Genomic DNA, 24,449 nt, shown 5'->3' on the forward strand with positions numbered 1-24,449 from the left:
GATTCGAACCCTCGATACGTTGCCGTATACACACTTTCCAGGCGTGCTCCTTCAGCCACTCGGACACCTCACCAAATTTTTACTGCTTGAAGTGGCTTTCGGAGCACGCTGCGCGTGCATCTTGCCGACTTCATCGGTGGGCAGCCTCTCGGATACCGCACCAAATTTTTGTCTGTGGTTTAACGTGTTCAGCCAACACGGTGTTCGCTGCGCCGTTGCGCTGGAACGGGGCGTAATTTAGGGGAAAGCCCCGCCGCCGTCAACGGCTTTTTAGCCGCAGCGAACCGTTCGCACATTAAACGCACAGTTCAGGTGCTGAGGTCAGTGAACGGATTCCGGCGCGACCTGGATTTCCGGCAGATTGAGGAAGCCAAGGCGTTCACATTCGGAAACCACTTCATGGGTGGCTGCCGTGGTGCTTTCAACGAACAGCAGGAACTGCTCGACGGTGAGCCCCGCCTTGGTAAAGACGGTGTGACCCACAACGAGGCGTGGCAGGTTGTCATCGATGATGTCGAGGAACACCTTGAGGGACGGATATTGCATGTTGAGACGACCCAGTTCGGCCACCAGGGGCAGCAGCGATGAGGGGCGCACCTCCAGCTCGGATGAGAACAGCAGCCCTTCCTCTTCCACGAAGATCCGGCTCTCCTGGATGCCCTCGACGGACTGCAGGGAGACCATGTGGATGCCATGACACTGATCGCACACATAGTGCTCGATCCGGGCCTGTTGCAACCAACGCATTATCATTTCAGAGCTGGGGATATTCATCATTTTCACGACACGGTAGAGATCAAGGGGCGCAGTCTAAACCAATTTTCAGACAACCAAAAGCACACAGGCCGGATCCCCGTCGTCTCGCTTCTTTTTGACAGGCCCTGTGCCTATACTCAGCCATTCTCGTAGCGCACTCGCCTCCAAAGAGCCCGATGACCATCCAAGAAAAGTATCGCCTGCACCTCAAATCCCTCTCGGATGAACTGCTCGCCCTGCAAAAACCCATCCGCATCCTGGATGCCATCAAATGGCCCCGTCACCTGCAAAGCGACTTTCTGGCAAGTGGCGGCAAGGCACTGCCCGCCATCGACAGGCACTTCTATGAATCCCTCCCCCTGGGGTTCGATCCCCGCAACAAGTACCTTGAGCTCAAGGAGCTGAGGGACAGGATCCGCCGACGCCTCGGCCCCCAGGACGATCTCGGCCGGATCCTGCAAGAGACGGTGGATCAGTACATGGTGGTCATCGAGATGCTGCGCCAGCGCGGACAGCCGGACTTTCAGCGCTACAGTCAGCGGCTCTACGGCTCGGCAAGCGATCACCTGCGCGGGGATCGCAAGACCCTGAAGGAGCTGGGGGCCAGATTGTGCGACATCTTCTCCCTGCCCGGCGCCCGCCACCTGGTGCGCCCCTACCCCAAGGAGTTCGAGGGGGAAGCCGCGGTCGCGAGGTTGCAGGGCAAGCTGTCTAGCTACTTCAGCGACGGCACAGTCCAGGTCAAGCTCAGCGATGGCATCGTCTCCGATGCCGCCGCCGGGGGGGATTACATCAAGCTCAACTCCCACGCCCGTTTCTCGGAACTCGATCTGCAGGTACTTGAGGTACACGAAGGCTGGGTTCACGTCGGCACCACCCTCAACGGCCGTCAGCAATCTTACGCCACCTGGCTCGGCGCCGGCTCGCCCCGCATCACCGCCTGTCAGGAGGGGCTGGCGGTACTCATCGAGACCCTCACCTTCAGCTCCTTCCCGGACAGGGCCAAGCGCATCTCGGATCGGGTCATGGCCATCGACATGGCGGAGCGTGGCGCCGATTTCATCGAGGTGTTCCGCCACTTCGTGGCCAAAGGGGCCAGCGAGCACGACGCCTACAAGATCACCCAGCGGGTGTTTCGCGGAGGCATGGTCGAGGGGGGCGCCTGCTTTACCAAGGATCTCTCCTATGTGAAGGGCTATGTGGAGACGGTGAACTTCATTCGCAGCGCCGTGCTGGAGGGGGTGCCGGAGATCCTGCCCATGCTGTTCGTCGGCAAGGTGACCCTGGACGACATCCCCGTGCTCTATCAGCACTATCTGGAGGGGCTCATCGACGCCCCTCGCTACCTCCCTCCCATGTTTCGCGACCTCACCGGGCTCTACGTCTGGTTCGGCTTCGCCTCCGGCATGTCCCTGGTGGACATAGGCCGGGTACAGCAGCATTTTCGCCAGCTCTTCCACCGCCTGCCGGCGGCAGACCCCATCATCGCCCCTGTGGACATCGAGATCGACTGACCTCCACAGACAAAGAGGGCGCCAGATAGGCGCCCTCTTTGGTGTCCAGGCTGCACGAGCCAGCCACGGGTTACTTGAAGGCCCGTCCTTCCAGATAGTGCTTGCGGCAGAGCGACACATAGCGATCGTTGCCGCCGATCTCCACCTGCTCACCGTCGCGCATCACCTGCCCCGCCTCGTTGACCCGCGAGTTCATGTGGGCCTTGTTGCCGCACCAGCAGATGCTTTTTAGCTCCTCGAACTTGTCCGCCAGACAGAGCAGGTGGTAGGAGCCGGGGAACAGTTCGCCGCGAAAATCGGTCTTGAGACCATAGGCAATCACCGGAATGTCCTGCTCGTCGACGATGCGGGCGAGCTGGTAGACCTGCTCACGGGTCAGGAACTGCGCCTCGTCAACGATGAAGACATCGATGTGCCGCTTTGCGTGACGCGCCTTGACCATCTCGAAGAGATCGCAGCTGTCGCTGAACACCTCCACTTTCAGCTCAAGGCCGACCCTGGCACTGATGACGCCGGCACCGAAGCGATCGTCGATGGCGGGCGTCATGGCCAGCGGATACATGCCACGCTCCAGATAGTTGAAGTGGGCCTGGATGAGCTGGGTCGATTTGCCTGAGTTCATGGTGGCAAATTTGTAGTGCAGTGAAGCCATGATGGGGTTCCGAAACGGGAGTGATGGGGCGCATGCTAACCAAAGCCCCTGCCAAAACCAAGGGGCCCGCAGGCCCCTTGTTCTCTTATGCGACTGCCACGGCGCTATACGCCCGGGCTTTGCGCAAATGGTAACCGGAGAAGATCAGGAACCAGAGCCCGCTCACGGTGAAACCGGCCAGCGCGGAGTGCATCAGCCCCATCACCAGGTAGCCGAGCGCAGCGCCAAAGGCGATGGCCAGGGCATAGGGCAGTTGGGTCATCACGTGATCGATGTGATGGCAACCGGCCCCGGTGGCAGACAGGATGCTGGTGCTGGAGATGGGGGAGCTGTGATCCCCGAACACGGACCCTGCCAGTACGGCGGCCAGCATGGGCAGCATCAGACTGATGTCGCTGGCGGCCGCCATGTCGCCGGCGAGCGGCAGCATGATGCCGAAGGTGCCCCAGCTGGTGCCGGTGGCAAACGCCATGGCGCAGGAGAGCACGAAGACCACGGCGGGCAGCACTTCCACCGGCAGATTGCCATTGGCCAGGGAGGCCAGGTATTTGCCGGTTTCCACATCGCGCACTACGGCGCCGATGGTCCAGGCGAACAGCAGGATGTTGATGGCGGGCAGCATGGCCATGATCCCCTGCGGAGCCGCTTTCATCCAGTTGCTTGCCCCGAGCTTGAGGCGCATGGCCAGACCGATGGAGACCACCAGGCTGCACAGGGCACCATAGACCAGGGAGGAGCCGACGTTGGTATTTTCGAAGGAGCCGAGCACGCTGAACGGCAGCCCCTTGTCGGCCAGCACCGCAGCCCCGGAGTCAATCATGAAATAGACGGTGGCCAGGGTCAGGGTCAGGATGGGCAGCACCATGTCAATCATGCCGCCATTGCTCTCCTCCGGACTCTCCATGTCGAGCCCGATGGGGCGCCCCTTGGACTCGTCCCACAGCTTGCCCTCCAGTGCCCACTGCTCATGCTGGCGCATGGGGCCGATGTCGAGCTGGAAGGCGATCACCACCAGCACCATGATCAGGGTGAACACCGCATAGAGGTTCATGGGGATCATTTCGACGAAGGCAGAGATGGGGCTCTGGTCGGTCAGACCATGAGCCGCCATGATGCCGCCGACGAGGGCGATGATGTAGGCCCCCCAGGAGGAGATCGGCATCAGCACGCAGACCGGCGCGGCGGTGGAGTCCAGCAGATAGGCCAGCTTGGCGCGGGAGATCTGGAAGCGATCGGTCACCGGACGGCAGATGGCCCCCACCGACAGGCTGTGGAAGAAGTCGTCGATGAAGAAGGCGAACACCATCAGACCGGTCAGGGACTTGGCACCCTTGCGGGTCTTGGCGCGGCGCTCCGCCCACTCGGCAAACGCCCGGGTCGCACCGGAGACGCTCATCAGGCTGATGAGGCCGCCCAGCAGCAACATGAAGAGGATCATGTTGACGTTGTCACGATTGAGCGCACCGTCGACCCAGAAGATCCTGAGCACGGTATCGAGCATGTAATGCAGGGACGCAAGGGGAGAGAACTGGTTGAGCAGCAGGCTGCCTGCGACTATGCCCACCCCCAGCGACACCAGGACGCGGCGGGTGATGATCGCCAGCGCAACGGCCAGCAGGGGGGGAACGACGGACCAACCGGAGTCGGCGTAATGAACGATGTCCATGATCTCTTTGCACCTAAAGACAACAGGTGGAGATCTACCGAGAGGATCAAAGAAACAAAACCCATGGGGAGGGTATACTCCTCAGCCCCTTCAGGTAGCGCTCCATAGTGGATGACTATGGCAGTCCTGCACCTATTAGATGCAGAACCAGCAACCCGGTATGATGGCCTGGTCACTTCGGCGCCGACTCCTTTCATCGAGCATCGCAGGCATCACCCTCCGCTCGGTTACTCATAGGCAGCGCGCCTCTACTTAAAGGTATTCGCGGCACATTTTATCGAGCCACCGGGTGATAGCAAGTTTTTTGATTAAATTTCAAGGTTTCTGTGGCCCCCATATCTTTAAAGGTAGTCAAATGGTTCATCAAAGACTCCGCTGGCGATATTTTCATCTGACATGAATCCATTCGAAGATGTTGGCCCGTCAAACGGAAAAAAATATCCTTCATATCTATTTCAAGACTTAATTTATCAGCCTAATTAATTATTTTGGCAGGCTTGACTTGGTGCCAATCACCCCTATAAATTATCGAAAAACCAGTTCTTCCCTTAATATTTTGCTCGCGTGGTAGCCAATATGAACGAATTTCTGAAAGTGCTGTTGAATATCCGTAGCCTGCGTGCAGCTTGCCGCGATTTGACGCTGGAACAACTGGAAGAAGGCTTGGAAAAGCTCTCCGCCATCGTCGATGAACGTCGGCAAGATGAATCCGCCGAACGCCAGGCCCGTGAAGAACATCAAAAGAAAATTGCCGAATATGCCGAAATGCTGAAGGCCGCAGGGATCGATCCCGCCGAATTGGTCAACACCGTGGTGCCCGAGAATACCAAGGTCAGCAAACGTGCGCCCCGCCCCGCCAAATATCGTTATCTGGACAATGGCGTGGAAAAAACCTGGACCGGTCAGGGCCGCATGCCCTCGGTCATTGCCAAGGCCGTTGCCGAGGGCAAATCCGTGGAAGCCTTTGCCATCTGACAGCAATATCAGACCCCTTTCCACAGCAATAAAAAAACCTCGCAAGGCGAGGTTTTTTTATTGCCGCTTCGAGCGGTGGTCAGCCTCTGTCAGCCGCCTTGACCCAGAGGATCTCCGGGGTGCCCGACGATACCAGCAGGTATCGGGCGATGGTGAAAAACCAGTCGCTCAGCCGGTTGAGGTAGGGCAAAACGGCCGGATTCACCCGCTCTACGCGGCTCAACCCAAGCAGCAGACGCTCGCAGCGACGGGTCAGGGTACGCACCACATGTGCCTGGGCCGCCGCCCGCGAACCGCTCGGCAAAATAAAATTGCGCAGCACCGGCAACCCGGCACTGTAGGCATCGATCTGTTGCTCGAGCCTGTTCGTCCAAGCCTCGTTCACCTGCCACAGCGCATCCGTTTGTGATTCACTGGAAAATGCCAGCTCCCCCCCCAGATCAAACAGCTCCTGCTGCAACAATATGAGATCGGCCAGGAGTGTCGTCTCCCCGGCGGGTATTTCAGCCATCAACAAGCCTATTTGGGAATTCAGCTCGTCGATGGCACCATAGGTCTCGACACGTTTATCGTCTTTGGCCAGGGAAGTGCCATCGGCCAGTCGCGTGAGCCCCTTGTCCCCTTGCCTTGTATATATTCTCATTCCGACATCCTGTTAATAATGGGAATAATCATGGACTCGAGTCCATTGAGCTTTATCTCGTAGGCCAGTGCCAGAGACTGGCCCAGGGTACCGGCCGGAAAACCGCTTCGCGCCATCCATACCAGATAGGGCTCGGGAATATCGATGATGCGCCGCCCCTTGTATTTTCCGTAAGGCATCTTGCTGGCCAGCGTCAGCAAGATGCGCTCATCGCTGAGTCCATCCATATCAATCGATATTCAGGTATTTATGGGTCTGGATGGAGAGTCGCCAGTTACGGGCGATGCAGGTCGCCATGGCCAGCTCCGTGGCTCTGGCTTTCTGGCTGATGGGTTGCAGCGCAATCATCACATCGGGGCGCAGCCGGGCGGTGGCCAGCAGGGCGTCCAGCTCCTCGATATGGTGCTCGGTAGCCACCGGGTGCTTGATCTCGTTGGCCCGCTCCAGTGCAGAGACCAGCACCGGCAACCCACCCTTCATGCCGATCTTGGGGGAAACAGTCACCCAGGTCTGCTCATGGGTCAGCACCTCGCTGGTCCCGCTGGTTTCGATCTGCACCTGATAACCCGATGCCAACAGGGCCGAAGAGAGCTCGCGCAAGTCGTAGAGGCAGGGCTCACCACCGGTCAACACCACGTGACGGGCCCGGTAACCGAGCCGGGTAAAGCTGGCCAGAATATCTTCCGTGCTCATCTTGCTCCAGCCGTCGGACTCATTGGAACGATCGAGTACCTCGCCAGGGGCCACCTCACGCTCGGGGTCCACCACCCAGGTGTGGCGGGTATCGCACCAGGGGCAGCCCACCGGGCAGCCCTGAAGGCGAACGAAGATGGCGGGCAGGCCGGTAAATACCCCCTCCCCCTGGATGGTCTGGAAGATCTCGTTGATTGGGTAGTGCATCTTGGTCACGACTTGCTGCAAAAGGGGCGGATTATACCCCAAACCCGGGCTAGGCACAGGCTCAGGATCCGCTTTTCTCGCCCAGTCCGCTCTTCTCGTAAAGTCTGGCACGGATGCCGCTCTTGTCAGCCAGATAGTGATCCAGGCCACGGCGACGCAGCTCGCAGGCCGGACAGGCCCCGCAACCATCTCCCTGGACACCGTTGTAGCAGGTGAGCGTCTGGTGACGCACGGTATCGAGGTGACCGTAATGATCCGCCAGCGCCCAGGTTTCGGCCTTGTCGAGCCACATCAGGGGGGTTTCGAAGCGGATGGGGCGATCCAGCCCCAGGGAGACCGCCTGATTGAGCGCCTTGACGAATTCGTCGCGGCAATCGGGATAACCGGAAAAGTCGGTCTCGCACACCCCGGTGATCACCGCTTCGGCGCCCACCTGATAGGCATAGATAGCCGCCAGGGTCAGGAACAGGATGTTGCGTCCCGGCACGAAGGTGTTGGGCAGGCCGTTCTCCTGAAGCTCGAAGCTCACCGGTATGTCGTCCCGGGTCAGCGCCGAAATGGCCAGCTCCCCGAGCATGGTCACATCCATTACCTTGTGGGCGGCGATCCCGAGCGCCGTCGCCAGATGGCGGGCGGTGTCAATCTCCGCCCGGTGGCGCTGGCCGTAATCGAAGGTGATGGCATGCACTTCGTCATAGCGGGCCTGTGCCTGCACCAGACAGGTAGTGCTGTCCTGCCCGCCACTGAAGACCACGACGGCTTTTTTCATGTTTTTCACTCCTCTGGGCAACTCAACGGCGGCGGCCTTGTGCAAAGTCATGCCACTGCCGGTTCAAATGGGTAAACAGGGTCATCAGCGGGGCGAAGCGCTCAGGCTCTCCTTCCCACCGGGACAACAGATGGTAGCCCGCTTCCAGGGTGGACAGTGCCTCCTCAAAGGGCTTCTTGCGAATGGAATATTGCCCGGCAATGGCGCCGAGGGTGATCCGCGGCAACCCGAGCAGTGCAGGCGAGCTGTGCAACATGCGATAGGCTTTGCGCCAGGTGCCATCGAGGAGGATGAAGTGGGCTCGCACGGTGCGCCCACGCCTCAGGAGATGCTCCCTTGCCTCTATCAGGGTCAGGGCCTCCTCATCGGGCCACAGCACATAGCACTGGACAGCGGGGTCGGCAAGCAGGGCATTGAGCCCTTCATCGTCGGAAAAGTCCTCCCCAACATGGATGCGCACATCGGTCAGGGACGCCGCCAGCAACGCAGCCGTCCCCTTGGGGTGACCTACTTCGGCAGGGTGTTGCAGGATATGGAGCGCAGCCAGGTTCGGCACCCGCTGAATATAATCGCACAGGCACGCTTTGAGGGCCCGGGTACAGCGTGTACAGTATCGGCTCTCTTTGTCGTTGGGCTGCTTCATGTTGTCAGGAAAATCGGGTCTGCTCTGGGTCATCGCGCTTTCGCTCGTCACTGCCTTGCTCTTTTTCACCGTGCCAAATCATCAGCTCGCCTTCGATCGCGACCTGATCGCCCAGGGCGAAGGGTGGCGCATCATAACAGGCAATCTGGCACACACCAATGGATGGCACCTGCTGCTCAACCTGAGCGGTCTGGCCGTGCTCTACAGCCTGTTTCAGGAGTACCTGACGGGATGGCGCCTGCCCGTGCTGTTGCTGCTGCTGGGAACGGCGGTCGGACTCGGCATCTGGTGGGGCTGCCCGCAAACCCAGTGGTACATGGGACTCTCCGGCCTGCTGCACGGATTGTTCGTATGGGGTGCCATGCAGGACATCCGCTTTCGCCGTCACTCCGGCTGGCTGATGCTGGCGGGCGTCGCCATCAAGCTCGGGGTGGACTTTTACAGTGCCGGCGAGAGCCCTGTCTCCGCCTTGATCGGTGCCAGGGTGCACATCGAGTCACACTTCATCGGCGCACTCGCCGGCCTGCTGCTCGGCCTCTTCCCCATTCGTCTGGACGCCCAGGCCGTCCACTCCTGAGCTCCCCATAGGCAAGGCCAGCCCACGGCCAAAATGCAGCAGGCCGGATCTGGGATCCGGCCTGCGCTCATTCGCCCATGACGCCGTTACCGGCAAAGCTCGGCATTGATCGCCCCAAGCACGGCGGCGGGATCCGAGGACTGGGTGATGGGACGACCGATCACCAGATAATCTGCCCCCGCCTCCACCGCTGCCAGCGGCGTCATGACGCGGCGCTGATCGCCAGCAGCCGATCCGCTCGGACGAATACCCGGCGTCACCAGCTTGAATTCGGCTCCCAGCAGCCCCTTCAGCACACTCGCCTCTTCCGCGGAGCAGACCACACCATCCAGCCCGGCCGTCTTGGCAAGGGTGGCCAGGCGGATCACCTGTTCTGCCGGCGTCACATCCAGACCCAGGGGCGCCATGTCGGACTGCTCCATACTGGTCAGCACGGTTACCCCGATGAGCAGGGGCGCCTTGTCGCCGTATGGCAGCAACGCCTCTCTGGCTGCACGCATCATGCGTTCGCCACCGCTGGCATGGACATTCACCATCCAGACGCCCAGCTCCGCACTGGCCGCCACCGCCTTGGCGACGGTGTTGGGAATATCGTGAAATTTCAGATCCAGGAAGACGTCGAACCCCTTGGCCACCAGTTGGCGAACGAACTGGGGACCAAACAGGGTAAACATCTCCTTGCCTACCTTGAGGCGGCACTGGGCCGGTGAGATCTGCTCAATGAAGGCAAAGGCGTCGGCTTCGTGCTGATAATCCAGCGCGACCAGTACTTTGGGGTCTTGCATGTCACTTCCTATGGATTGTTATGCCACAGCCAGGCGCAGCAGAGCCGGGGCCCGGTTGCACGCTGGCATCTGAAATTCTTGGGTATCCGTGCTCGCCCGGGCGTGTTGGCCTCGCTGGCGTTTACTCCCCATCCAGCCCTCGGATCGGCTTGATGGTGCCCCACTGCCGGCAGGAAGGGCATTGCCAGAACAGCGAATGGGTGGCAAAGCCGCACTGACGGCACTTGTGGGTCGACTTGATCTTGATCTGCTCACCGACCAACTGTTGCAGCAGCTCCAGGCTCTCCTTGGCAGGCCCCTCCTCGGCACTGGCCAACTGGAAACCGACCAACTGATAGAAGCCCTTCATGGAGGGGTGGCGACGCAGTTGGCGCAGCACCAGGGCCCGGGCCTGGCTCAACCCATCGCGGGCCTCCACCAGATTGGCCAGCGCCAGGGTCACGCTGACCCCCGCATGATCCTCTACCGCTTTTTCAAGCAGCGGGATCAGCTCCTGACTGCGACCAAGCTGGCGATAGCAATCAAGCAGTTTTGGCATGGCTTCGGAGGCAAAGTCGATGTCCTGCTCGAACACCCGCAGGAGCTCCTTGGCCGCATCCTCGAACCTGCCCTCCTCCATCGCCAGATCGGCCAGCCGCAAGCTGGCGCGGGCACAGGCCGGGTGCGCACCGAGCGCACGCTTGAGCTTGGCGATGCCCGCAGGCTTGTCGCCATCGCGCAAGGCACTCTCCGCCTGTTCGCAATAGAAGTGGGATATGGGCTCGGCCAGCTTCTTGCCCTGGAATTTCTGCAGACGCACCGCCACGGCGATGGCATTGTCCCAGTCACGCAACTGCTGATGAATGATCAGGAGCTGTGCCAGAGCCGTCTCTTCGAAATCGCTGTCATCACACAGCTCTTTCCAGAGTGCTTCGGCCCGATCGAGCAATCCGGCAGCCAGAAAATCACGGGCCAGCTCCTGCAAGGCAAGCTGACGCTGCTCACGGGTCAGCTGACGGGCAACCAGGTTCTGGTGGATCTTGATGGCGCGATCGACTTCGCCCCGTTGACGGAACAGGTTGCCGAGGGAGAGGTGGGTTTCGATGGTTTCGCTGTCGACTTCCAGCAGCTGGATAAAGAGATCCACCGCCTTATCCGACTCGTCAGAGAGCAAATAGTTGAGGCCCGCCACGTACTGGCGGGAAAACTGGTTACTCTGTTGCTGGGTGTCCTGGCGAACACTCCTGCGGCCCATGTACCAGCCATAACCGGCGGCGATGGGCAACAGCAGGAAAAGCAGTTCAAGCATCGAGGGACATTATTCCTTGGCTGTCGACCGGGCAAGCTCCAACTCGCGAGATTGACGACGCATGGTTCGGTTCAGGGTGCGATTTTGCAGTTTGAGACGCAGGAACAGCAGACCAAATACCAGCCAGCCCAGCAGAAAACCGCCGGCGAAGAAGAACCCCAGCAACATGGAGAGCGAGAACTCCCCCTGGGCAATCAGGTAGTTGAACTGCACCAGCTGACCATTTTGAGAACCGATGGCAAGGGTCAGGACAAACACCAGCACCAGTGGAATGAGGGCCAAGATACGCTTCATGGGAGCTCCCTGTCTGTAGCGAATGAGTGACTGATTATCCTTAAAATCACAGGCAGACTCTAGCGCGAATGGGAAAAGAGTGTGAGAAACCCGACAACGGGCAGACTCCAGGCCATAAAAATGAAAAAGGCATACTCAGGTATGCCGTTTTCTGCATTATTCGATGATGTTGACGCGTTCGCGCAACTCTTTGCCAGGTTTGAAGTGCGGGACATATTTCCCGGTCAGTTCAACCTTGTCCCCGGTCTTGGGGTTGCGACCCACGCGGGGCGCACGATAGTGCAGCGAGAAACTGCCAAATCCTCGGATTTCAATCCGGTCGCCGTTTTGCAAGGTCGATGCCATCTGCTCAAGGATCTCCTTGATTGCGGCTTCGACATCCTTGGCCGGCATATGCATGCGGCTGGCTGCCAGTTGTTCGATGAGATCTGATTTGGTCATAAGGTTAAATCTCCTTCCCCGATCACATGCAATAATCATTTTGCCAAGATAAAAAAGGGCGGCGCAATGCCGCCCTTTTCTTGCATCAAGGATTACTCACCCTTGGCGGCTTTGAACGCTTCCATCATGGCATTGCTGAACACAACTTCTTCTTGTTGGTTCAGGCTGTCGATGGCAACACGCTCGTCAGCCTCGTCCTTGGCACGGACAGACAGGCTCACGGTGCGGTTCTTGCGATCAACGCCCATGAATTTGGCTTCAACTTCGTCACCAACAGACAGCACCAGAGTGGCGTCTTCTACGCGGTCACGAGCAGCGTCGGAGGCACGCAGGTAGCCTTCTACGCCGTCAGCCAGTTCGATCACGGCACCCTTGGCATCAACCTCGGTAACCTTGCCCTTCACAATAGCACCTTTCTTGTTGTCAGACAGGTACTTATTGAACGGGTCTTCTTCGATCTGCTTGACGCCCAGGGAGATGCGCTCACGCTCCGGGTCCACTTGCAGAACAACGGCTTCGATTTCGTCGCCCTTCTTGAATTCACGCACGGCTTCTTCGCCCTGGTTGTTCCAGGAGATGTCAGACAGGTGAACCAGGCCGTCGATGCCGCCATCCAGACCGATGAAGATACCGAAGTCAGTGATGGACTTGATCTTGCCGGAAACACGGTCGCCCTTGGCGTGAGTTTCGGCAAACAGCTGCCACGGGTTGGATTTGCACTGCTTCAGACCCAGGGAGATACGACGACGCTCTTCGTCGATGTCCAGAACCATCACGTCAACCACGTCGCCAACGTTGACAACCTTGGACGGGTGGATGTTCTTGTTGGTCCAATCCATCTCGGATACGTGTACCAGGCCTTCCACGCCTTCTTCGATTTCAACGAAGCAGCCGTAGTCGGTCAGGTTGGTCACGCGGCCAGACAGACGGGTGGTCTCCGGGTAACGCTTGGCGATAGCAACCCAGGGATCTTCGCCCAGCTGCTTCAGGCCCAGGGATACACGGGTACGCTCGCGGTCGAACTTCAGAACCTTGACAGCGATCTCGTCGCCAACGTTGACGATTTCGGAAGGATGCTTAACGCGCTTCCACGCCATGTCGGTGATGTGCAGCAGGCCGTCAACACCGCCCAGATCTACGAATGCACCGTAGTCGGTCAGGTTCTTGACGATACCCTTAACTTCTTGACCTTCTTGCAGGTTGGCCAGCAGGCTTTCACGCTCGGAGGTGTTCTCGGTCTCGATCACGGCACGACGGGAAACAACAACGTTGTTGCGCTTCTGGTCCAGCTTGATGACTTTGAACTCGAGTTCTTTGTTTTCCAGGTGAGCGGTGTCACGGATCGGACGCACGTCAACCAGAGAACCCGGCAGGAAGGCACGGATGCCGTTCAGTTCAACGGTGAAACCACCCTTGACCTTGCCGTTGATGATACCGATAACGGTAGCTTGCTCTTCGTAAGCTTTTTCAAGCTGCAGCCAGGCTTCGTGGCGCTTGGCTTTTTCGCGGGACAGCTTGGTTTCGCCGAAACCATCTTCGATAGAGTCCAGAGCCACGTCAACGGAGTCACCTACGTTGATTTCCAGCTCGCCCATGGCGTTCTTGAATTCTTCAGCCGGGATAGCAGACTCGGATTTCAGACCGGCATCAACCAGTACGAAACCGTTCTCGATAGCAACGACAGTGCCCTTGACGATGGAACCTTGACGGGTTTCAACGGCATTCAGGGACTCTTCAAAGAGTTGAGCAAAAGATTCGATCATTGTTTATGTCACAAATGAAACATCCACTTGCAATCCGGCACAAGCGGGGTTGTTTTAAATTATCTGCGCCATCCTTGGTGCAGACGACTGACATCAGTTTGCGCTGACATCACCAAGTTGTTGCTCTGCATAGGCAAGCACCGTTACCAGCACTTCATCTATGGTCATGGACGTTGAGTCTACAACAAGAGCATCTTCCGCGGGTTTCAGGGGAGCGACGGCGCGATTTCTGTCGCGATCGTCACGTTCCCGAATCTCGGTTAAAAGACGCTCAAAGTTAACATCAAAGCCCTTATCTTGCAACTGCTTATAGCGGCGCTGGGCCCGCTCCTCGGCGCTGGCGTCGAGGAAAATCTTCACATCCGCCTCGGGGAAAACCACGGTGCCCATGTCACGACCGTCGGCGATGAGACCGGGGGCTTGGCGAAATGCTCGCTGACGGCGCAGCAGGGCTTCACGTACCCGGGGAAACGCCGCGATTTTGCTGGCCGCGTTGCCCACTTCTTCAGTACGAATGGTGCGGGAAACATCCTCCCCTTCGAGGATCACCTTGACCAGCTCCCCTTCTACCTGGAATTGCACATCCAGATTGGCGGCCAGGGGAACCAATGCGGCTTCGGAATCGAGCTCCACATCGTGATGCAGGGCTGCCAGGGAGAGCACCCGGTAGATGGCACCGGAATCGAGCAGGTGCCAGCCCAGTTTTTCAGCCAGCAACTGGCACAAGGTGCCTTTTCCTGCTCCACTTGGGCCATCAATAGTCATCACTGGGGCCATCTGAGCCATAACGTTTCTCCTGCGCACTCGGCATCTTGACTGGTTGCACACATCCCTGTCGGGATGGGGTAATGGGCGCCGATTATACCCGAATGCGCCGTCGCTGGCAGTTGTCAGGGCACACAATTGCGCAAAAGTCGTCGCGATTGCACCTATTCTGACCAATCGGGTTAACCCACTTCTCACGCAAGGTTTTGTTCTTATGGTTGTTCCGAACAATGCGCGCTAAACTGGCCGCCCTTTTTTAAGCAGCTGTAGTCAGGAGCAACCATATGAGCAGCGTTACCCTCGTGGCCAAATCCAAGTTGCCGACCCCCTGGGGCACTTTCACGCTGGTTGGTTTTCAGGAAACCGGCACGGGCAAGGATCATGCCGCGCTGGTGATGGGCGATATCGCAGACGGCGAACCCGTGCTGGGACGCATTCATTCCGAGTGTCTGACCGGGGATGCCCTGTTCAGTCTGCGTTGTGACTGCGGCTTCCAATTGCAGGCCGCGCTGGAAAACATCGCCAAGGCGGGCCGCGGCGTCCTGCTGTATGTCCGTCAGGAAGGGCGAGGCATCGGCTTGCTCAACAAGATCCGGGCCTATCATCTGCAGGATCAGGGGGCCGATACCGTGGAGGCCAACGTGGCGCTTGGCTTTGCCGCCGACATGCGCGACTACACCATCTGTGCCGACATGCTCAAGGCGCTCGAGGTCAAGTCCCTGCGCCTGATGACCAACAACCCGCGCAAGTTGAAGGCGATGGAATCCTTTGGCATCCCGGTGGCGGAGCGCGTGCCCCTTCAGGAAGGTCGCAATCCCCACAACGAGTTTTATCTCTCCACCAAGGCAAACAAGCTGGATCACCTGTTCAAGAAATAAGGTTGCATCCACCTTGTCAGCATACGCCTCCAGATTGGAGGCGTTTTTATTGGTGATACCACTGAATCATTCAGTATCTGTAGCGTAATGATTAGACACATCCCCTTGCGCCAGCAAAAAATCCCGCAACGCTCGGTTCGCCATGGAGAGCGGATCCCCCCGTCGCCAGGCGACGCAGAGATCCAGGAAGATGGGGGGTGAAAAAGGGATGCCGGTGAGGGCCGGCTCCTCTTCCAGCGCCATGCGCAGGAAGGTGGTCACGGCGAATCCCTGACGCACCACCGCCTTGAGCAGCGGGATGAGATTGCTTTCGAACGCGATGTCAGGCTCTACCCCCAGCCCCTGCGCCAACACCTCCATGTGCTCCCTGTGGTAGAAGCCTCGCCGGAACATGGCGAGCTCCTGGCCGAAGAACTGTGGCAGCGAGACCGACGCAGCGCCGCGCAGGGGGTGCTCCTCCCCCACCACCATCAGCATCTCTTCCCGCAGCAGTTGCGCCCCCTCGAGGGTCGGTGGCAGATCGCTGGTGATGAGGATGGCGAGATCCAGACTGCCATCCACCATGCGGCTGAGCAGCTCCCGGGTACCCGCCTCCTCCACCCGGATCTTCAAGCCGGGGTAGCGATGCTTGAACGCCATCAGGATTGGCGGGAAGTAATAGGAGCCCATCATGTAGGGGATGCCGATGCGCACCTCCCCCCGCTCCAGCCCCTTGAGCTCGGCCATCTCGGCCTCGGCCTGGTGCATCTGGCGCAGCAGCCGTTCGGCGTGGCGACAGAGGACCTCTCCCTCCGGGGTGAGGCGCACGCTGCGATCCTGTCGGACAAACAGCCGCAGATCGAGCTGCTGCTCCAGCTTGGCGATGGCCATGCTGACAGCAGGCTGGGCCACGTTCAGCCACTGGGCCGCCCTGGTGAAGGAGCCGGCATCGCGCACCGCCAGCAGGTATCCGAGCTGTTTCAGATCCATATCAATTTCATTTATCAGGGTAATAACTTAAATATATTATATTTATACGTTTCGTCGCACTACCCTGCACAAAAGTCGTCGGGACAACTCCATATGATCGAAGTAGGCAGTCGCGAATGGATACGCGCCACCCTGGCTCTCAGCCTGGGCTCCTTCCTGGTATTCCTCAATCTCTACCAGACCCATCCCCTGCTGCCACTCCTGGCAGAGGTTTTCTCCGTCAGCGCCCTGTCCGCCAGCTGGACGCTGGCAGGCTGCACCGCAGGGCTTGCAGGCTCCCTGCTCGTCTGTGCCCGTCTGGCTGATCGGTTCGGACGGCGGCGGATCATGCTGTGGACCCTGGCGGCCGCCATCCTGCTCTCCCTGTGCATCCCCTGGGTCACCCACTTTGATGTGCTGGTGAGCCTGCGCATCCTGCAAGGCGTCCTGCTGGCAGGGCTGCCCGCCACCGCCATTGCCTACATGGGGGAAGAGTTCAGCAAACGTGCCCTCATCGTAGCCGTCGGCGTCTATATCGCGGCCAACTCCCTGGGGGGCATCGCGGGCCGGGTGGTCGGCGGTCTGCTGGCTGGCTGGTTTGGTGGCTGGCAGCACACTTTCCTCGGTATCGGGATCATCAGCCTCGCCCTGCTGCCACTGGTCATCTGGCTGCTGCCCGCCCAGCGCTGCTTCGTGGCCGTGGAGGCAGCGCCTGGGCAACTGCGCCGCGCCATCCAGAGTCACCTTGGCAATCCCCTGCTGGTGGGGGCCTATCTCATCGGCGGCCTCAACTTCATGGTCTTCCTGAACCAGTACAGCTATCTCACCTTCCTGCTGGCCAAGGCCCCCTTCTCCCTGCCGACCCAGTGGCTCGGCATGCTGTTTCTGACCTACCTCACCGGCACCGTCGCCTCTTCACTGAGCGGCCGCGGGGCCCATCGCTGGGGAGCACATCGTCTGCTGCTGGCGGGAATAACCTTGATGGCACTCGGCAGTCTGGCCCTGCTGCAGGGGAGCCTTGTCGCCATCATCGGGGGATTGCTTGTCTCGAGCTTCGGCTTCTTCCTGGCCCACGCCTGCGCCAGCGCCTGGGTCGGCCAGCACGTGGAGCACAACCGGGCGCTCGCCTCGTCGCTCTATCTGGTGGGGTACTACCTGGGGGCCAGTCTGGGCGGGCTTTATCTGCATCCCTTCTGGGAGCAGGGGGGGCTCTGGGGTCTGGTACTCGGCATCGAGCTGGTGTTGATGATCACCGCGGGGTTGAGCCTCTGGCTCGGTCACTTGAAAGGACGTGTGGCGCCCGCTTGTGCGTTGACGCCACAGGATCAGGCTCCCGTCAACGGGCCCTCCCCTCACAGACCGTCATAATAGTCCGCCGGTACCGGCACCACGGCGCCGGTGCAGAGCTCTTCGTCGATAACCTCGTCAAGCGGGCGCAGATGAAACTTGATCTGCCCAGAGGGCAGCATCAATCCTATATCCGGATTGCGTCCGTCATCGATGTTGCCGGTCTTGAAGGGGACATCGGGATGCGTCGCCACCAAGGCCGTGAGCGAGGACACCACCAGCTCGATATGTTCGAGCCCGGCCTGATGGCTTCGGCCCGCCTTGGGGGCGGCCAGTTCGATGCAGGGGACAGTCACCTGCTCCCAGCAGACGGGCTGGTGCAAGCGATAGGTGGCGATGGGACGCCCGCCTATCATCCCCTCAACCAGCAAGACTCCGTGGGCGGCCAGCACCGCTTTCAACTCCAGATATTCCGGCAGGGTGGCAGCGCGGTAGCAGAGGTGATCCACCACGGGGGAGCCATTGACTCCCATGACGGCACGCATTTCCGTGAGCAGTTGGCAAACAAATGGGGCCATTGGCCCCAGTGTGGAATCCAGGGGATGTGACATGATCACCATTTCTTCTTGGGTTGGAACAGGACGTCCAGTTCGTCCGTCTCTTTGTCCTTGATGTTTTGCAGCTCCTTCTCGCTGTGCTGCTGCAGGTGTTCTTCCAACTGGCGCATCCCCTGACGCATGTCCTCTTCCCGCGCCAGCAGGTAGGGATCCTTGTCGGTGACATTGGCCAGCGCCCCCAGTCCCTTGGTGTAGAGCTGGCGGCAGGTGCCGTACTGCCCCTGGATCTGGGCATCCATGGCCCGCTTGAGCAGGTTGGCGATGTTGATCTTGAGCTGCATCAGCTCGAGGCGGCGATCCTCCTGGGCAAAGCCCTGGGGATCTATCTTGCCCTTGTTGTGCTCGACCCGCAGCACGGCCCGCATCTTCTTGGCCAGTTGCAGCATCTGGATGGCCTGGCGGTCGGACTCCGGCGTCTTGAAATGCCCCTCGTCCTGGCTGCTGTAGTTCTCCTGCACGTTCTTGATCTGAAGCTGGACGTCGGCGATGCGCTGCTTGACCTGCGCATTGGGCATCACTAGCGCGATGGCACGGTAGGCATCCAGGATCCGGTGTTGCAACAGCAGCACCATGTTTTTGGAAAAGGGCACCAGGTTGACGTTCAGCAACACCTCTTCGGTCTCGTCTGCCACCGCCTTGTGACGGGCAATGGCCTGGCGCTTGTCCGATTCGGCCTTCTGCTTGTATTGCTGCACCACGTTATAGGCGATGACCAGAAACAGGAGTGCGCCGATTGACAGCAATATCAGGGTTAAAATCATAGGGTGTTCACACTCCAGTCCCAATCCAATTGCGAGATCCTACAACAGCTTAGCCTCATAGGGTAGCGCCCAGATCCCGTATTGCCTCACAAGAACGCTCGCAGGCGGTGACCGCATCCGGTGCGTCATGCTCCATATCGCCCGCCGCCCCCATTACTTGAGGCAAAAACCCTTCGACTGCAGGAATCCCAGCATGAAGGGCCTCGCCTCCTTGCCCAGGATCCCCCTGATCTGCCCGCTCCAGGTCTGATCCTTGTTGTTGCTGCTGCGGGCCTGGTAGTAGTCGTGGATCTGCCCGTCGTACCGGGCAAGCAGGGCGCGGTCCAGGGTGGCAGGATAGCGGTTCTCGTGCACCACCAGCGCCCGGGGCAGCCGCGGTTTTTGCTCCGGCCGCTGGGCGGGATGGCCCAGGCAGAGGCCAAACAGCGGGATCACCTGATGGGGCAGACCCAGCACCTCGCTCACCTCGGCCGGATTGTTGCGAATGCCGCCGATATAGACCCCGCCCAGCCCAAGTGACTGGGCCGCCAGCAAGGCATTTTGCGCCATCAGGGCGCCATCGATGGCCCCGATCATGAGCTGCTCCACAAAGCCGGTGCGGGCCTCCGGCACTATCTGGCTGTGACGATGGTAGTCGGCACAAAACACCAGAAACTCCGCCGCTTCGACCACATAGGCCTGATGGCCGGCCAGCTCCGCCAGGGTGGCCCGCAACCCCTTGTCGGTGACCCGGATGATGCTGTTGGCCTGGAGGAAGCTGGAGCTCGCGGCGCTCTGGGCGGCGCTCAGGATCTGATCCAACTGCTCTGCGCTGACGGGCTCTGAGGTGAACTGGCGAATGGAGCGATGGGAAAGAATGAGATCGATGGTCGGGTTCATGGTACCTCCGGGATGAAGGTCACACTCTACCCAAAAAAAGCGGGGGGCCCAAGGCCCCCCGTCACCCTCAAGGGGCAGGATAGACATAGGGGGCCTGCAACCCAAGCGGGAACCCCAGCGCCCAGTAGAGCAGCAGGAAGCCCGTCCAGCTCACCAGGAAGGCCAGGGAGTAAGGCAGCATCATGGAGACCAGGGTGCCGATGCCTGTGCTCTTCACATACTGTTGGCAATAGACCACCACCAGGGGGAAGAAGACCATCAGCGGGGTGATGATGTTGGAGGCGGAATCCCCCACCCGATACGCGGCCTGAGTCAGCTCGGGCGAGATCCCCACCGCCATCAGCATGGGCACCAGGATGGGGCTGATGAGGGCCCACTTGGCGGAGGCCGAGCCCACCACCAGGTTGACGGTAGCCGTCAGCAGTATGATGCCGACGATGGTCACCTCTCCCGGCAGCGCCAGGGCGTGAAGCACCTCGGCACCGGAGAGCGCCAGCAAGGTACCGAGGTTGGAATCCCCGAACGCCTTGATGAAGAGGGCGCAGAAGAAGGCCATCACCATGTAGGAGCCCATCTTGTTCATGGTGGCCGACATGGCGTCGATCACATCCTTGCCGCTCTTGAAGCTGCCGGCGACAAAGCCATAGACGATCCCGGGCAGGATGAAGAGCAGGAAAATGAGGGGCACGATGGACTTCATCACCGGTGCGGCGAAGGTGGTGAGGGAACCGTCCGGTGCCCGCATCGGCGAGTCGCCGGGGGCCAGCGCCAGCCCCAGCAGCACCACGGCCGCCAGCATGGCGAACCCGGCCCAGTTGAAGGCCCGGCTCTCCTGGGCGCTGTAACGACCCATCTCGTCGGCGCTCTCCAGATCCTCGTTGAGGGGCACTTGCTTGAGGCGCGGCTCGACAATCTTCTCGGTGACAAACCAGCCCACGCAGATGATCAGCAAGGAAGAAGCGCCGGTGAAGATGATATTGCACAGGGTGTTGACCATGTAGTCAGGGTCGAACAACTGGGCTGCAGACTGGGTGAACCCCTGAAGCAGCGCATCCCCGCCGGAGGGCAGGAAGTTGGCGGCAAACCCGCCGGAAACCCCGGCAAAGGCTGCGGCAATCCCCGCCAGCGGGTGACGACCCGCCGCATGGAAGATGATGCCGCCAATGGGGATCACCAGCACATAGCCCGCATCGGCGGCGGTATGGCTGACGATGGCCACCAGGATCAGCATGGGGGTCAGAAAGCGCGCCGGCGTCACCTTGAGCAGCTTCTTGAGCCCGGTGTTGATGAAACCGGACTGTTCAGCCACCCCGACCCCCAGCATGGCCACCAGCACGATGCCAAGGGGAGCAAACCCGGTGAACGTGGTGACCATGCTGGCGAGAAAGTCCGCCAGCCCTGCCCCGGTCAACAGGTTGTTGATGACCACAGCCTCTCCGGTGCGGGGATTGACCAGATCGAAGGAGAACTGGGAGCCTATCCAGGAGCCGACCCAGACGATCAGCAAGGCATAGAGGAAGAGCATGGCGGGATCCGGCAGCTTGTTGCCCGCCTTCTCCACCCCGTTCAGAAAGCGGTTCAACCAGCCGTTGGGAGGGGCCGGACGCTCGTTCACTGCAGCTTGACTCATTATGGTGATACTCCATTACCAAGGAATGAGCGCGCATACTAGCGATAACGTCTAATGGATCCCATGATATGAGACAAAAATTCGATTAATTATGTTTAATTTGGCATCTCACACTTCATAAATGGGAGATGCCGCACATTTATCGACAACTTGCTCAATGGTTTGCGAGGGGATAGCGACCCAGCCGGCACTGTACTGCGAACCCCGCTGCCGCCACCTCTTCCGGGGTCATGGGACGGCTGAACAGAAATCCCTGGAAGACGTGGCAACCCTGGGTCTGCAGGGCCGCGAGCTCGTGCTCCTCCTCCACCCCTTCCGCCAGGATCCCGAGCCCCAGACTGGTGGCCATGGCCACCGTCGCCCGGATCACCGGCAGGTTGAGCCCCACCACGAAGGAGCGGTCCAGCTTGATGGTGTCGATGGGCAACCGGTTGAGGTAGGCAAGCGACGAGTAGCCCGTCCCGAAGTCGTCGATGGCAATCTTGATCCCTTGCTCGCTCAGGGCGTCGAGGATCTCGATGCACCCCTTCATGTCGAGCATCAGCACCGTCTCGGTCAGCTCCAGGGTCAGCAGCGCCGCCTCCACCGAGAATGCCTCGAGCAGTTGGGCCACCAGCTCCGGCAAACTGGCAGAGAGCTGGAAGCCCGAGAGATTGACCGACACCGGCACCCTCACCCCGTCCTGTCGCTGCCACTCCCCCATCTGGGCCAATGCGGTGGAAAGCACCCAGCTTCCGATTTCCCGGATGAGCCCCATCTCTTCGGCCAGCGGAATGAACTCCGCCGGCGACACATGGCCGAGCACGGGATTGTACCAGCGTACCAAGGCCTCGAAACCGATGACCCGACCTTGCGCCACATCCACCTGGGGCTGATAGCGCAGGCTGAGCTCCCCCCGACCGACGGCCTTGGCCAGAAACTGCTTGAGGGTCAGCTTGCGATGCAGGCTCTGCTGCATGCTGGGGGTGAAGCGCTGCCAGCGAAGCCGCCCCATCTGCTTGGCCTGGTACATGGCCATGTCGGCACGGGTGATGAGGTTGTCGCCGTCATCCGCGTCGTCCGGGTAGATGGCGATGCCGATGCTGCCGCCGATGGTGACCTCGGGGACACCACTCAGCTGCAGTGGCTTGCTCATCTGGGAGAGCATGAGATCCGCCACCTCCTGGGCCCGATCGCTCGCCTGGTTGAGGGGCACCAGGGCGGTGAACTCGTCCCCGCCAAGGCGCGCCAGCTCCACGTCCCGCGGGCAGATCTGCTTGAGCCGTCCGGCGACCCGCTCCAGCAGGCGATCCCCTGCCTTGTGGCCGTAGTTGTCATTGACCAGCTTGAAGTTGTCCAGATCCATGAACACCAGGGCAAAGCGCCCCCCGAGGCCGCAATAGGCTTCCAGGGATTTCATCAGGCCGTAGCGGTTGAGCAGCCCGGTGAGGGAGTCGTGCCAGGCCAGGTGGCGATGCTCCAGCTCTTCGAGCTTGCGATCCGTGATGTCCCGCATGGTCAGCAGGATCCGCGCCCCCTGCTGGATATGGCGAAACTGGTACTGGAACCAGCGCATCCCCTTCTGGGTGCGACACTCCCCTTCGGCCACCACTTCGTCCAGACGGGAGAGGCGACGATAGAAGGCCTCGTCCGCACCGGAGAAGATCTGGGGCAGCGTCAGAATGCCGGTGCCAAAGCACATGTCGAAGTGATGGTTGCCGCTCTCGAGGCGCCCCTCGTTGTCAAAGAGACAGGCCAGGGTGTCGCCGGTGGCGAGGGAGGACTCCTGATAGAGGGTGTCGGCATCGATGACCGCTTCCGCCATCATCATCTGCCGTCCGGCAAGCTGGATTCCGGAAAGACGCAGATAGACCTGCTTCTTGACCCCCTTGGGTGAGAGGGTCCACCACTCGTTGTAACTGCGCTCCTGCTGGAAATCGCCGAGATAACGCTGCAGCAGCAGATCGATGGCGGCGGCCATGTCGGCGGAGAAATCCCGGGACTTCAGCTCGGCCAGGGAGCTCGCCTCCCAGAGCCCGAGGGCAGCATCGTTGGCCCAGTAAATATGATGACGCTGGATGTCATAGACCCAGACAGGCGTGTGGAGGACATCCATCACGGTGAGCAGGCGTTCGTCTAGCGTATTCATGTTGAGTGATGATTCATGCTGAAAGCTCATGGTCGAACCAGTCGCTTGCGCCCCCTGACAGGAGCATTCACGCTGGTACAAAATCCGTTCCGGCCCATAATCGGATAACAAACGGATGAAAAAAAGGCCGAAATCATATGAAAACGCTACATGTGATCCCCATGGTACGAAGAAATGGACTCACACTGGTATTGTTGGGCATGGTGATAACCATTGCTATGATTTTTATACTTTTTTTTCTTCGTGAACAACTACTAATCCCCGCCATTTCCCTCCTCCTGGCGGGCCTGATGACAATTCTTGTCGGGGTCTGGAAACTGGGTGAGCCTCATTTTAGTCTCTCTTTATGTCAGGACTGCCTGCAATACCATCACAAGTACGGCGGCTGGATCCTGAAATGGAGAAATATTCAGCGAATTGACCAACCACGTATACATTTGGGGTGGGATCTGGTGGAGCTGCCCTACATCGGTCTGAAAATAAAGGATTACGACGCTTTTTTGACGCTGATCACACCCCGGCTCGCCGTCCGTCTGCTGACCGAGCAGCGCGCCGTGCTGATGCAGGCCATGCGAAGCGAGCGCTCCGACTGCCCGACCGGAGGGTGCGGCAGTGGGCTCCTGGGAGAGGGACTGCTGGAGGAGAGCCGCTTCTGCTCACCCGCCGGCCAGCGCTATGAGGGGGTGATCGCCATGCTCGGCAACCGGATGGCACGGCTGCGAGATCTGCTGGGGTACGATCTGCTGGTGCCCGACAACAGCCTGGACAGATCCCCGGAAGATTTCGTCCATCTGCTCCAGCAATACCAGCGCGAGTCGAATCTAATCCAGATCAATTAAACGCCGGATTGCGCTTGCCAAGCCCGGTGACTCTTCATAAGGTCACTGGCT

At 59.8% G+C, this 24,449-nt stretch carries 27 protein-coding genes and 1 riboswitch; of the genes, 7 read left to right on the forward strand and 20 right to left on the reverse strand.

All coding sequences use genetic code 11. The features are described from left to right. Positions 1–241: hypothetical protein (locus AB5Y51_RS00585; RefSeq protein ID WP_368177886.1), on the forward strand; the 241-nt coding region annotated here is incomplete at its 5' end. Between the two features lie 80 nt (positions 242–321). Here AB5Y51_RS00585 and AB5Y51_RS00590 read toward each other — a convergent pair. Continuing rightward, the gene (locus AB5Y51_RS00590) at positions 322–777 is read right to left on the reverse strand and encodes a YbjN domain-containing protein (protein ID WP_160839247.1); all 456 of its coding nucleotides are present in this window, start codon (positions 775–777) and stop codon (positions 322–324) included. A 155-nt stretch (positions 778–932) separates the two neighbouring features. On the opposite strand from AB5Y51_RS00590, the gene AB5Y51_RS00595 reads away from it, so the two are divergent. Then, positions 933–2,270, forward strand: a complete 1,338-nt coding sequence (locus AB5Y51_RS00595) for a flavohemoglobin expression-modulating QEGLA motif protein (protein WP_010674988.1) — start codon at positions 933–935, stop codon at positions 2,268–2,270. 70 nt (positions 2,271–2,340) lie between these two features. Here the strand turns inward: AB5Y51_RS00595 and AB5Y51_RS00600 are convergent, their stop codons facing one another. Then, positions 2,341–2,922: a thymidine kinase gene (locus tag AB5Y51_RS00600; RefSeq protein ID WP_010674989.1), complete on the reverse strand. Its 582-nt coding sequence runs from the start codon at positions 2,920–2,922 to the stop codon at positions 2,341–2,343. A gap of 85 nt (positions 2,923–3,007) precedes the next feature. After that, entirely contained in the window at positions 3,008–4,588 is a 1,581-nt protein-coding gene (locus tag AB5Y51_RS00605) for a Na+/H+ antiporter NhaC family protein (protein ID WP_041211545.1), read from the reverse strand. 87 nt (positions 4,589–4,675) lie between these two features. Continuing rightward, positions 4,676–4,847: riboswitch (Lysine riboswitch) on the reverse strand. A 317-nt stretch (positions 4,848–5,164) separates the two neighbouring features. On the opposite strand from AB5Y51_RS00605, the gene AB5Y51_RS00610 reads away from it, so the two are divergent. Further along, entirely contained in the window at positions 5,165–5,563 is a 399-nt protein-coding gene (locus AB5Y51_RS00610) for an H-NS family nucleoid-associated regulatory protein (protein WP_041215041.1), read from the forward strand. A gap of 79 nt (positions 5,564–5,642) precedes the next feature. Here AB5Y51_RS00610 and AB5Y51_RS00615 read toward each other — a convergent pair whose 3' ends face one another. The 5 genes from AB5Y51_RS00615 to AB5Y51_RS00635 form a co-directional block, all read right to left on the reverse strand. After that, positions 5,643–6,206, reverse strand: coding sequence for a cob(I)yrinic acid a,c-diamide adenosyltransferase (locus AB5Y51_RS00615; RefSeq protein WP_045524470.1), 564 nt, complete (start codon positions 6,204–6,206; stop codon positions 5,643–5,645). Next, positions 6,203–6,433 (reverse strand): DUF3820 family protein, encoded by a 231-nt coding sequence (locus tag AB5Y51_RS00620; protein WP_039038687.1) that lies wholly within the window; start codon positions 6,431–6,433, stop codon positions 6,203–6,205. Before AB5Y51_RS00620 ends, AB5Y51_RS00615 begins: the two co-directional genes overlap by 4 nt. A 1-nt stretch (position 6,434) precedes the next feature. After that, positions 6,435–7,106 carry a 7-carboxy-7-deazaguanine synthase QueE gene (queE, locus tag AB5Y51_RS00625; protein ID WP_368177887.1) on the reverse strand — a complete coding sequence of 224 codons (672 nt, stop codon included), beginning with the start codon at positions 7,104–7,106 and terminating at the stop codon, positions 6,435–6,437. 61 nt (positions 7,107–7,167) lie between these two features. After that, on the reverse strand, positions 7,168–7,875 hold the full coding sequence (queC, locus tag AB5Y51_RS00630) for a 7-cyano-7-deazaguanine synthase QueC (RefSeq protein ID WP_277855966.1): 708 nt from the start codon (positions 7,873–7,875) through the stop codon (positions 7,168–7,170). Between the two features lie 22 nt (positions 7,876–7,897). Continuing rightward, the gene (locus tag AB5Y51_RS00635; RefSeq protein ID WP_174722086.1) at positions 7,898–8,551 is read right to left on the reverse strand and encodes a tRNA-uridine aminocarboxypropyltransferase; all 654 of its coding nucleotides are present in this window, start codon (positions 8,549–8,551) and stop codon (positions 7,898–7,900) included. Here AB5Y51_RS00635 and rrtA point away from each other — a divergent pair. After that, positions 8,517–9,095 (forward strand): rhombosortase, encoded by a 579-nt coding sequence (rrtA, locus tag AB5Y51_RS00640; RefSeq protein ID WP_223915160.1) that lies wholly within the window; start codon positions 8,517–8,519, stop codon positions 9,093–9,095. The genes AB5Y51_RS00635 and rrtA overlap by 35 nt on opposite strands. Positions 9,096–9,181: 86 nt before the next feature. Here rrtA and pyrF read toward each other — a convergent pair whose 3' ends face one another. The 6 genes from pyrF to cmk form a co-directional block, all read right to left on the reverse strand. Continuing rightward, positions 9,182–9,880 (reverse strand): orotidine-5'-phosphate decarboxylase, encoded by a 699-nt coding sequence (pyrF, locus tag AB5Y51_RS00645; RefSeq protein ID WP_069785130.1) that lies wholly within the window; start codon positions 9,878–9,880, stop codon positions 9,182–9,184. Positions 9,881–10,001: 121 nt separating this feature from the next. Beyond that, a complete protein-coding gene (lapB, locus tag AB5Y51_RS00650) occupies positions 10,002–11,168 on the reverse strand; it encodes a lipopolysaccharide assembly protein LapB (protein WP_103260269.1) in 1,167 nt (388 codons plus the stop codon). Positions 11,169–11,177: 9 nt separating this feature from the next. Continuing rightward, complete coding sequence (locus AB5Y51_RS00655; RefSeq protein ID WP_042016623.1) at positions 11,178–11,462, reverse strand: LapA family protein; 285 nt, start codon at positions 11,460–11,462, stop codon at positions 11,178–11,180. 156 nt (positions 11,463–11,618) lie between these two features. Next, complete coding sequence (gene ihfB, locus AB5Y51_RS00660; RefSeq protein WP_005299934.1) at positions 11,619–11,903, reverse strand: integration host factor subunit beta; 285 nt, start codon at positions 11,901–11,903, stop codon at positions 11,619–11,621. A gap of 92 nt (positions 11,904–11,995) precedes the next feature. After that, positions 11,996–13,666, reverse strand: a complete 1,671-nt coding sequence (gene rpsA, locus AB5Y51_RS00665; RefSeq protein ID WP_010675001.1) for a 30S ribosomal protein S1 — start codon at positions 13,664–13,666, stop codon at positions 11,996–11,998. A gap of 93 nt (positions 13,667–13,759) precedes the next feature. Continuing rightward, a complete protein-coding gene (gene cmk, locus AB5Y51_RS00670) occupies positions 13,760–14,452 on the reverse strand; it encodes a (d)CMP kinase (RefSeq protein ID WP_045524467.1) in 693 nt (230 codons plus the stop codon). Between the two features lie 263 nt (positions 14,453–14,715). Here cmk and ribA point away from each other — a divergent pair, with 263 nt between their 5' ends. After that, on the forward strand, positions 14,716–15,309 hold the full coding sequence (gene ribA / locus AB5Y51_RS00675; RefSeq protein ID WP_010675003.1) for a GTP cyclohydrolase II: 594 nt from the start codon (positions 14,716–14,718) through the stop codon (positions 15,307–15,309). A gap of 66 nt (positions 15,310–15,375) precedes the next feature. On the opposite strand, the gene AB5Y51_RS00680 is transcribed toward ribA, so the two are convergent. Then, a complete protein-coding gene (locus AB5Y51_RS00680; protein ID WP_368177888.1) occupies positions 15,376–16,278 on the reverse strand; it encodes a LysR family transcriptional regulator in 903 nt (300 codons plus the stop codon). A 93-nt stretch (positions 16,279–16,371) separates the two neighbouring features. On the opposite strand from AB5Y51_RS00680, the gene AB5Y51_RS00685 reads away from it, so the two are divergent. Next, complete coding sequence (locus tag AB5Y51_RS00685; protein WP_368177889.1) at positions 16,372–17,625, forward strand: MFS transporter; 1,254 nt, start codon at positions 16,372–16,374, stop codon at positions 17,623–17,625. Here the strand turns inward: AB5Y51_RS00685 and AB5Y51_RS00690 are convergent. The 5 genes from AB5Y51_RS00690 to AB5Y51_RS00710 all read right to left on the reverse strand — a co-directional run bounded on the left by AB5Y51_RS00690 (position 17,610) and on the right by AB5Y51_RS00710 (position 23,526). Further along, a complete protein-coding gene (locus tag AB5Y51_RS00690) occupies positions 17,610–18,164 on the reverse strand; it encodes a VOC family protein (RefSeq protein WP_324018391.1) in 555 nt (184 codons plus the stop codon). The genes AB5Y51_RS00685 and AB5Y51_RS00690 overlap by 16 nt on opposite strands. Continuing rightward, positions 18,158–18,922 (reverse strand): hypothetical protein, encoded by a 765-nt coding sequence (locus AB5Y51_RS00695; protein WP_010675007.1) that lies wholly within the window; start codon positions 18,920–18,922, stop codon positions 18,158–18,160. Before AB5Y51_RS00695 ends, AB5Y51_RS00690 begins: the two co-directional genes overlap by 7 nt. 153 nt (positions 18,923–19,075) lie before the next feature. Then, a complete protein-coding gene (gene nfsA, locus AB5Y51_RS00700) occupies positions 19,076–19,801 on the reverse strand; it encodes an oxygen-insensitive NADPH nitroreductase (RefSeq protein WP_041215036.1) in 726 nt (241 codons plus the stop codon). A 67-nt stretch (positions 19,802–19,868) separates the two neighbouring features. Further along, positions 19,869–21,431 carry an AbgT family transporter gene (locus AB5Y51_RS00705; protein ID WP_010675009.1) on the reverse strand — a complete coding sequence of 521 codons (1,563 nt, stop codon included), beginning with the start codon at positions 21,429–21,431 and terminating at the stop codon, positions 19,869–19,871. Between the two features lie 154 nt (positions 21,432–21,585). Further along, complete coding sequence (locus AB5Y51_RS00710; protein ID WP_039038812.1) at positions 21,586–23,526, reverse strand: bifunctional diguanylate cyclase/phosphodiesterase; 1,941 nt, start codon at positions 23,524–23,526, stop codon at positions 21,586–21,588. A gap of 323 nt (positions 23,527–23,849) precedes the next feature. Here AB5Y51_RS00710 and AB5Y51_RS00715 point away from each other — a divergent pair, with 323 nt between their 5' ends. Further along, positions 23,850–24,398: a DUF2982 domain-containing protein gene (locus AB5Y51_RS00715; RefSeq protein WP_223302590.1), complete on the forward strand. Its 549-nt coding sequence runs from the start codon at positions 23,850–23,852 to the stop codon at positions 24,396–24,398. The last annotated feature ends 51 nt before the right edge of the window (positions 24,399–24,449 follow it).

Origin of the sequence: Aeromonas sp. R7-1, assembly GCF_040908115.1 — a bacterium.
GTDB lineage: Bacteria > Pseudomonadota > Gammaproteobacteria > Enterobacterales > Aeromonadaceae > Aeromonas > Aeromonas caviae.

Excerpts from the sequence above, each read along its gene's own strand:
- AB5Y51_RS00590 (WP_160839247.1), bottom strand. The coding sequence starts at position 777 with ATGATGAATATCCCCAGCTCTGAAATGATAATGCGTTGGTTGCAACAG.
- AB5Y51_RS00595 (WP_010674988.1), top strand. The coding sequence starts at position 933 with ATGACCATCCAAGAAAAGTATCGCCTGCACCTCAAATCCCTCTCGGAT.
- AB5Y51_RS00600 (WP_010674989.1), bottom strand. The coding sequence starts at position 2,922 with ATGGCTTCACTGCACTACAAATTTGCCACCATGAACTCAGGCAAATCG.
- AB5Y51_RS00605 (WP_041211545.1), bottom strand. The coding sequence starts at position 4,588 with ATGGACATCGTTCATTACGCCGACTCCGGTTGGTCCGTCGTTCCCCCC.
- AB5Y51_RS00610 (WP_041215041.1), top strand. The coding sequence starts at position 5,165 with ATGAACGAATTTCTGAAAGTGCTGTTGAATATCCGTAGCCTGCGTGCA.
- AB5Y51_RS00615 (WP_045524470.1), bottom strand. The coding sequence starts at position 6,206 with ATGAGAATATATACAAGGCAAGGGGACAAGGGGCTCACGCGACTGGCC.
- AB5Y51_RS00620 (WP_039038687.1), bottom strand. The coding sequence starts at position 6,433 with ATGGATGGACTCAGCGATGAGCGCATCTTGCTGACGCTGGCCAGCAAG.
- queE (WP_368177887.1), bottom strand. The coding sequence starts at position 7,106 with ATGCACTACCCAATCAACGAGATCTTCCAGACCATCCAGGGGGAGGGG.
- queC (WP_277855966.1), bottom strand. The coding sequence starts at position 7,875 with ATGAAAAAAGCCGTCGTGGTCTTCAGTGGCGGGCAGGACAGCACTACC.
- rrtA (WP_223915160.1), top strand. The coding sequence starts at position 8,517 with ATGTTGTCAGGAAAATCGGGTCTGCTCTGGGTCATCGCGCTTTCGCTC.
- AB5Y51_RS00635 (WP_174722086.1), bottom strand. The coding sequence starts at position 8,551 with ATGACCCAGAGCAGACCCGATTTTCCTGACAACATGAAGCAGCCCAAC.
- pyrF (WP_069785130.1), bottom strand. The coding sequence starts at position 9,880 with ATGCAAGACCCCAAAGTACTGGTCGCGCTGGATTATCAGCACGAAGCC.
- lapB (WP_103260269.1), bottom strand. The coding sequence starts at position 11,168 with ATGCTTGAACTGCTTTTCCTGCTGTTGCCCATCGCCGCCGGTTATGGC.
- AB5Y51_RS00655 (WP_042016623.1), bottom strand. The coding sequence starts at position 11,462 with ATGAAGCGTATCTTGGCCCTCATTCCACTGGTGCTGGTGTTTGTCCTG.
- ihfB (WP_005299934.1), bottom strand. The coding sequence starts at position 11,903 with ATGACCAAATCAGATCTCATCGAACAACTGGCAGCCAGCCGCATGCAT.
- rpsA (WP_010675001.1), bottom strand. The coding sequence starts at position 13,666 with ATGATCGAATCTTTTGCTCAACTCTTTGAAGAGTCCCTGAATGCCGTT.
- cmk (WP_045524467.1), bottom strand. The coding sequence starts at position 14,452 with ATGGCTCAGATGGCCCCAGTGATGACTATTGATGGCCCAAGTGGAGCA.
- ribA (WP_010675003.1), top strand. The coding sequence starts at position 14,716 with ATGAGCAGCGTTACCCTCGTGGCCAAATCCAAGTTGCCGACCCCCTGG.
- AB5Y51_RS00680 (WP_368177888.1), bottom strand. The coding sequence starts at position 16,278 with ATGGATCTGAAACAGCTCGGATACCTGCTGGCGGTGCGCGATGCCGGC.
- AB5Y51_RS00685 (WP_368177889.1), top strand. The coding sequence starts at position 16,372 with ATGATCGAAGTAGGCAGTCGCGAATGGATACGCGCCACCCTGGCTCTC.
- AB5Y51_RS00690 (WP_324018391.1), bottom strand. The coding sequence starts at position 18,164 with ATGGTGATCATGTCACATCCCCTGGATTCCACACTGGGGCCAATGGCC.
- AB5Y51_RS00695 (WP_010675007.1), bottom strand. The coding sequence starts at position 18,922 with ATGATTTTAACCCTGATATTGCTGTCAATCGGCGCACTCCTGTTTCTG.
- nfsA (WP_041215036.1), bottom strand. The coding sequence starts at position 19,801 with ATGAACCCGACCATCGATCTCATTCTTTCCCATCGCTCCATTCGCCAG.
- AB5Y51_RS00705 (WP_010675009.1), bottom strand. The coding sequence starts at position 21,431 with ATGAGTCAAGCTGCAGTGAACGAGCGTCCGGCCCCTCCCAACGGCTGG.
- AB5Y51_RS00710 (WP_039038812.1), bottom strand. The coding sequence starts at position 23,526 with ATGGATGTCCTCCACACGCCTGTCTGGGTCTATGACATCCAGCGTCAT.
- AB5Y51_RS00715 (WP_223302590.1), top strand. The coding sequence starts at position 23,850 with ATGACAATTCTTGTCGGGGTCTGGAAACTGGGTGAGCCTCATTTTAGT.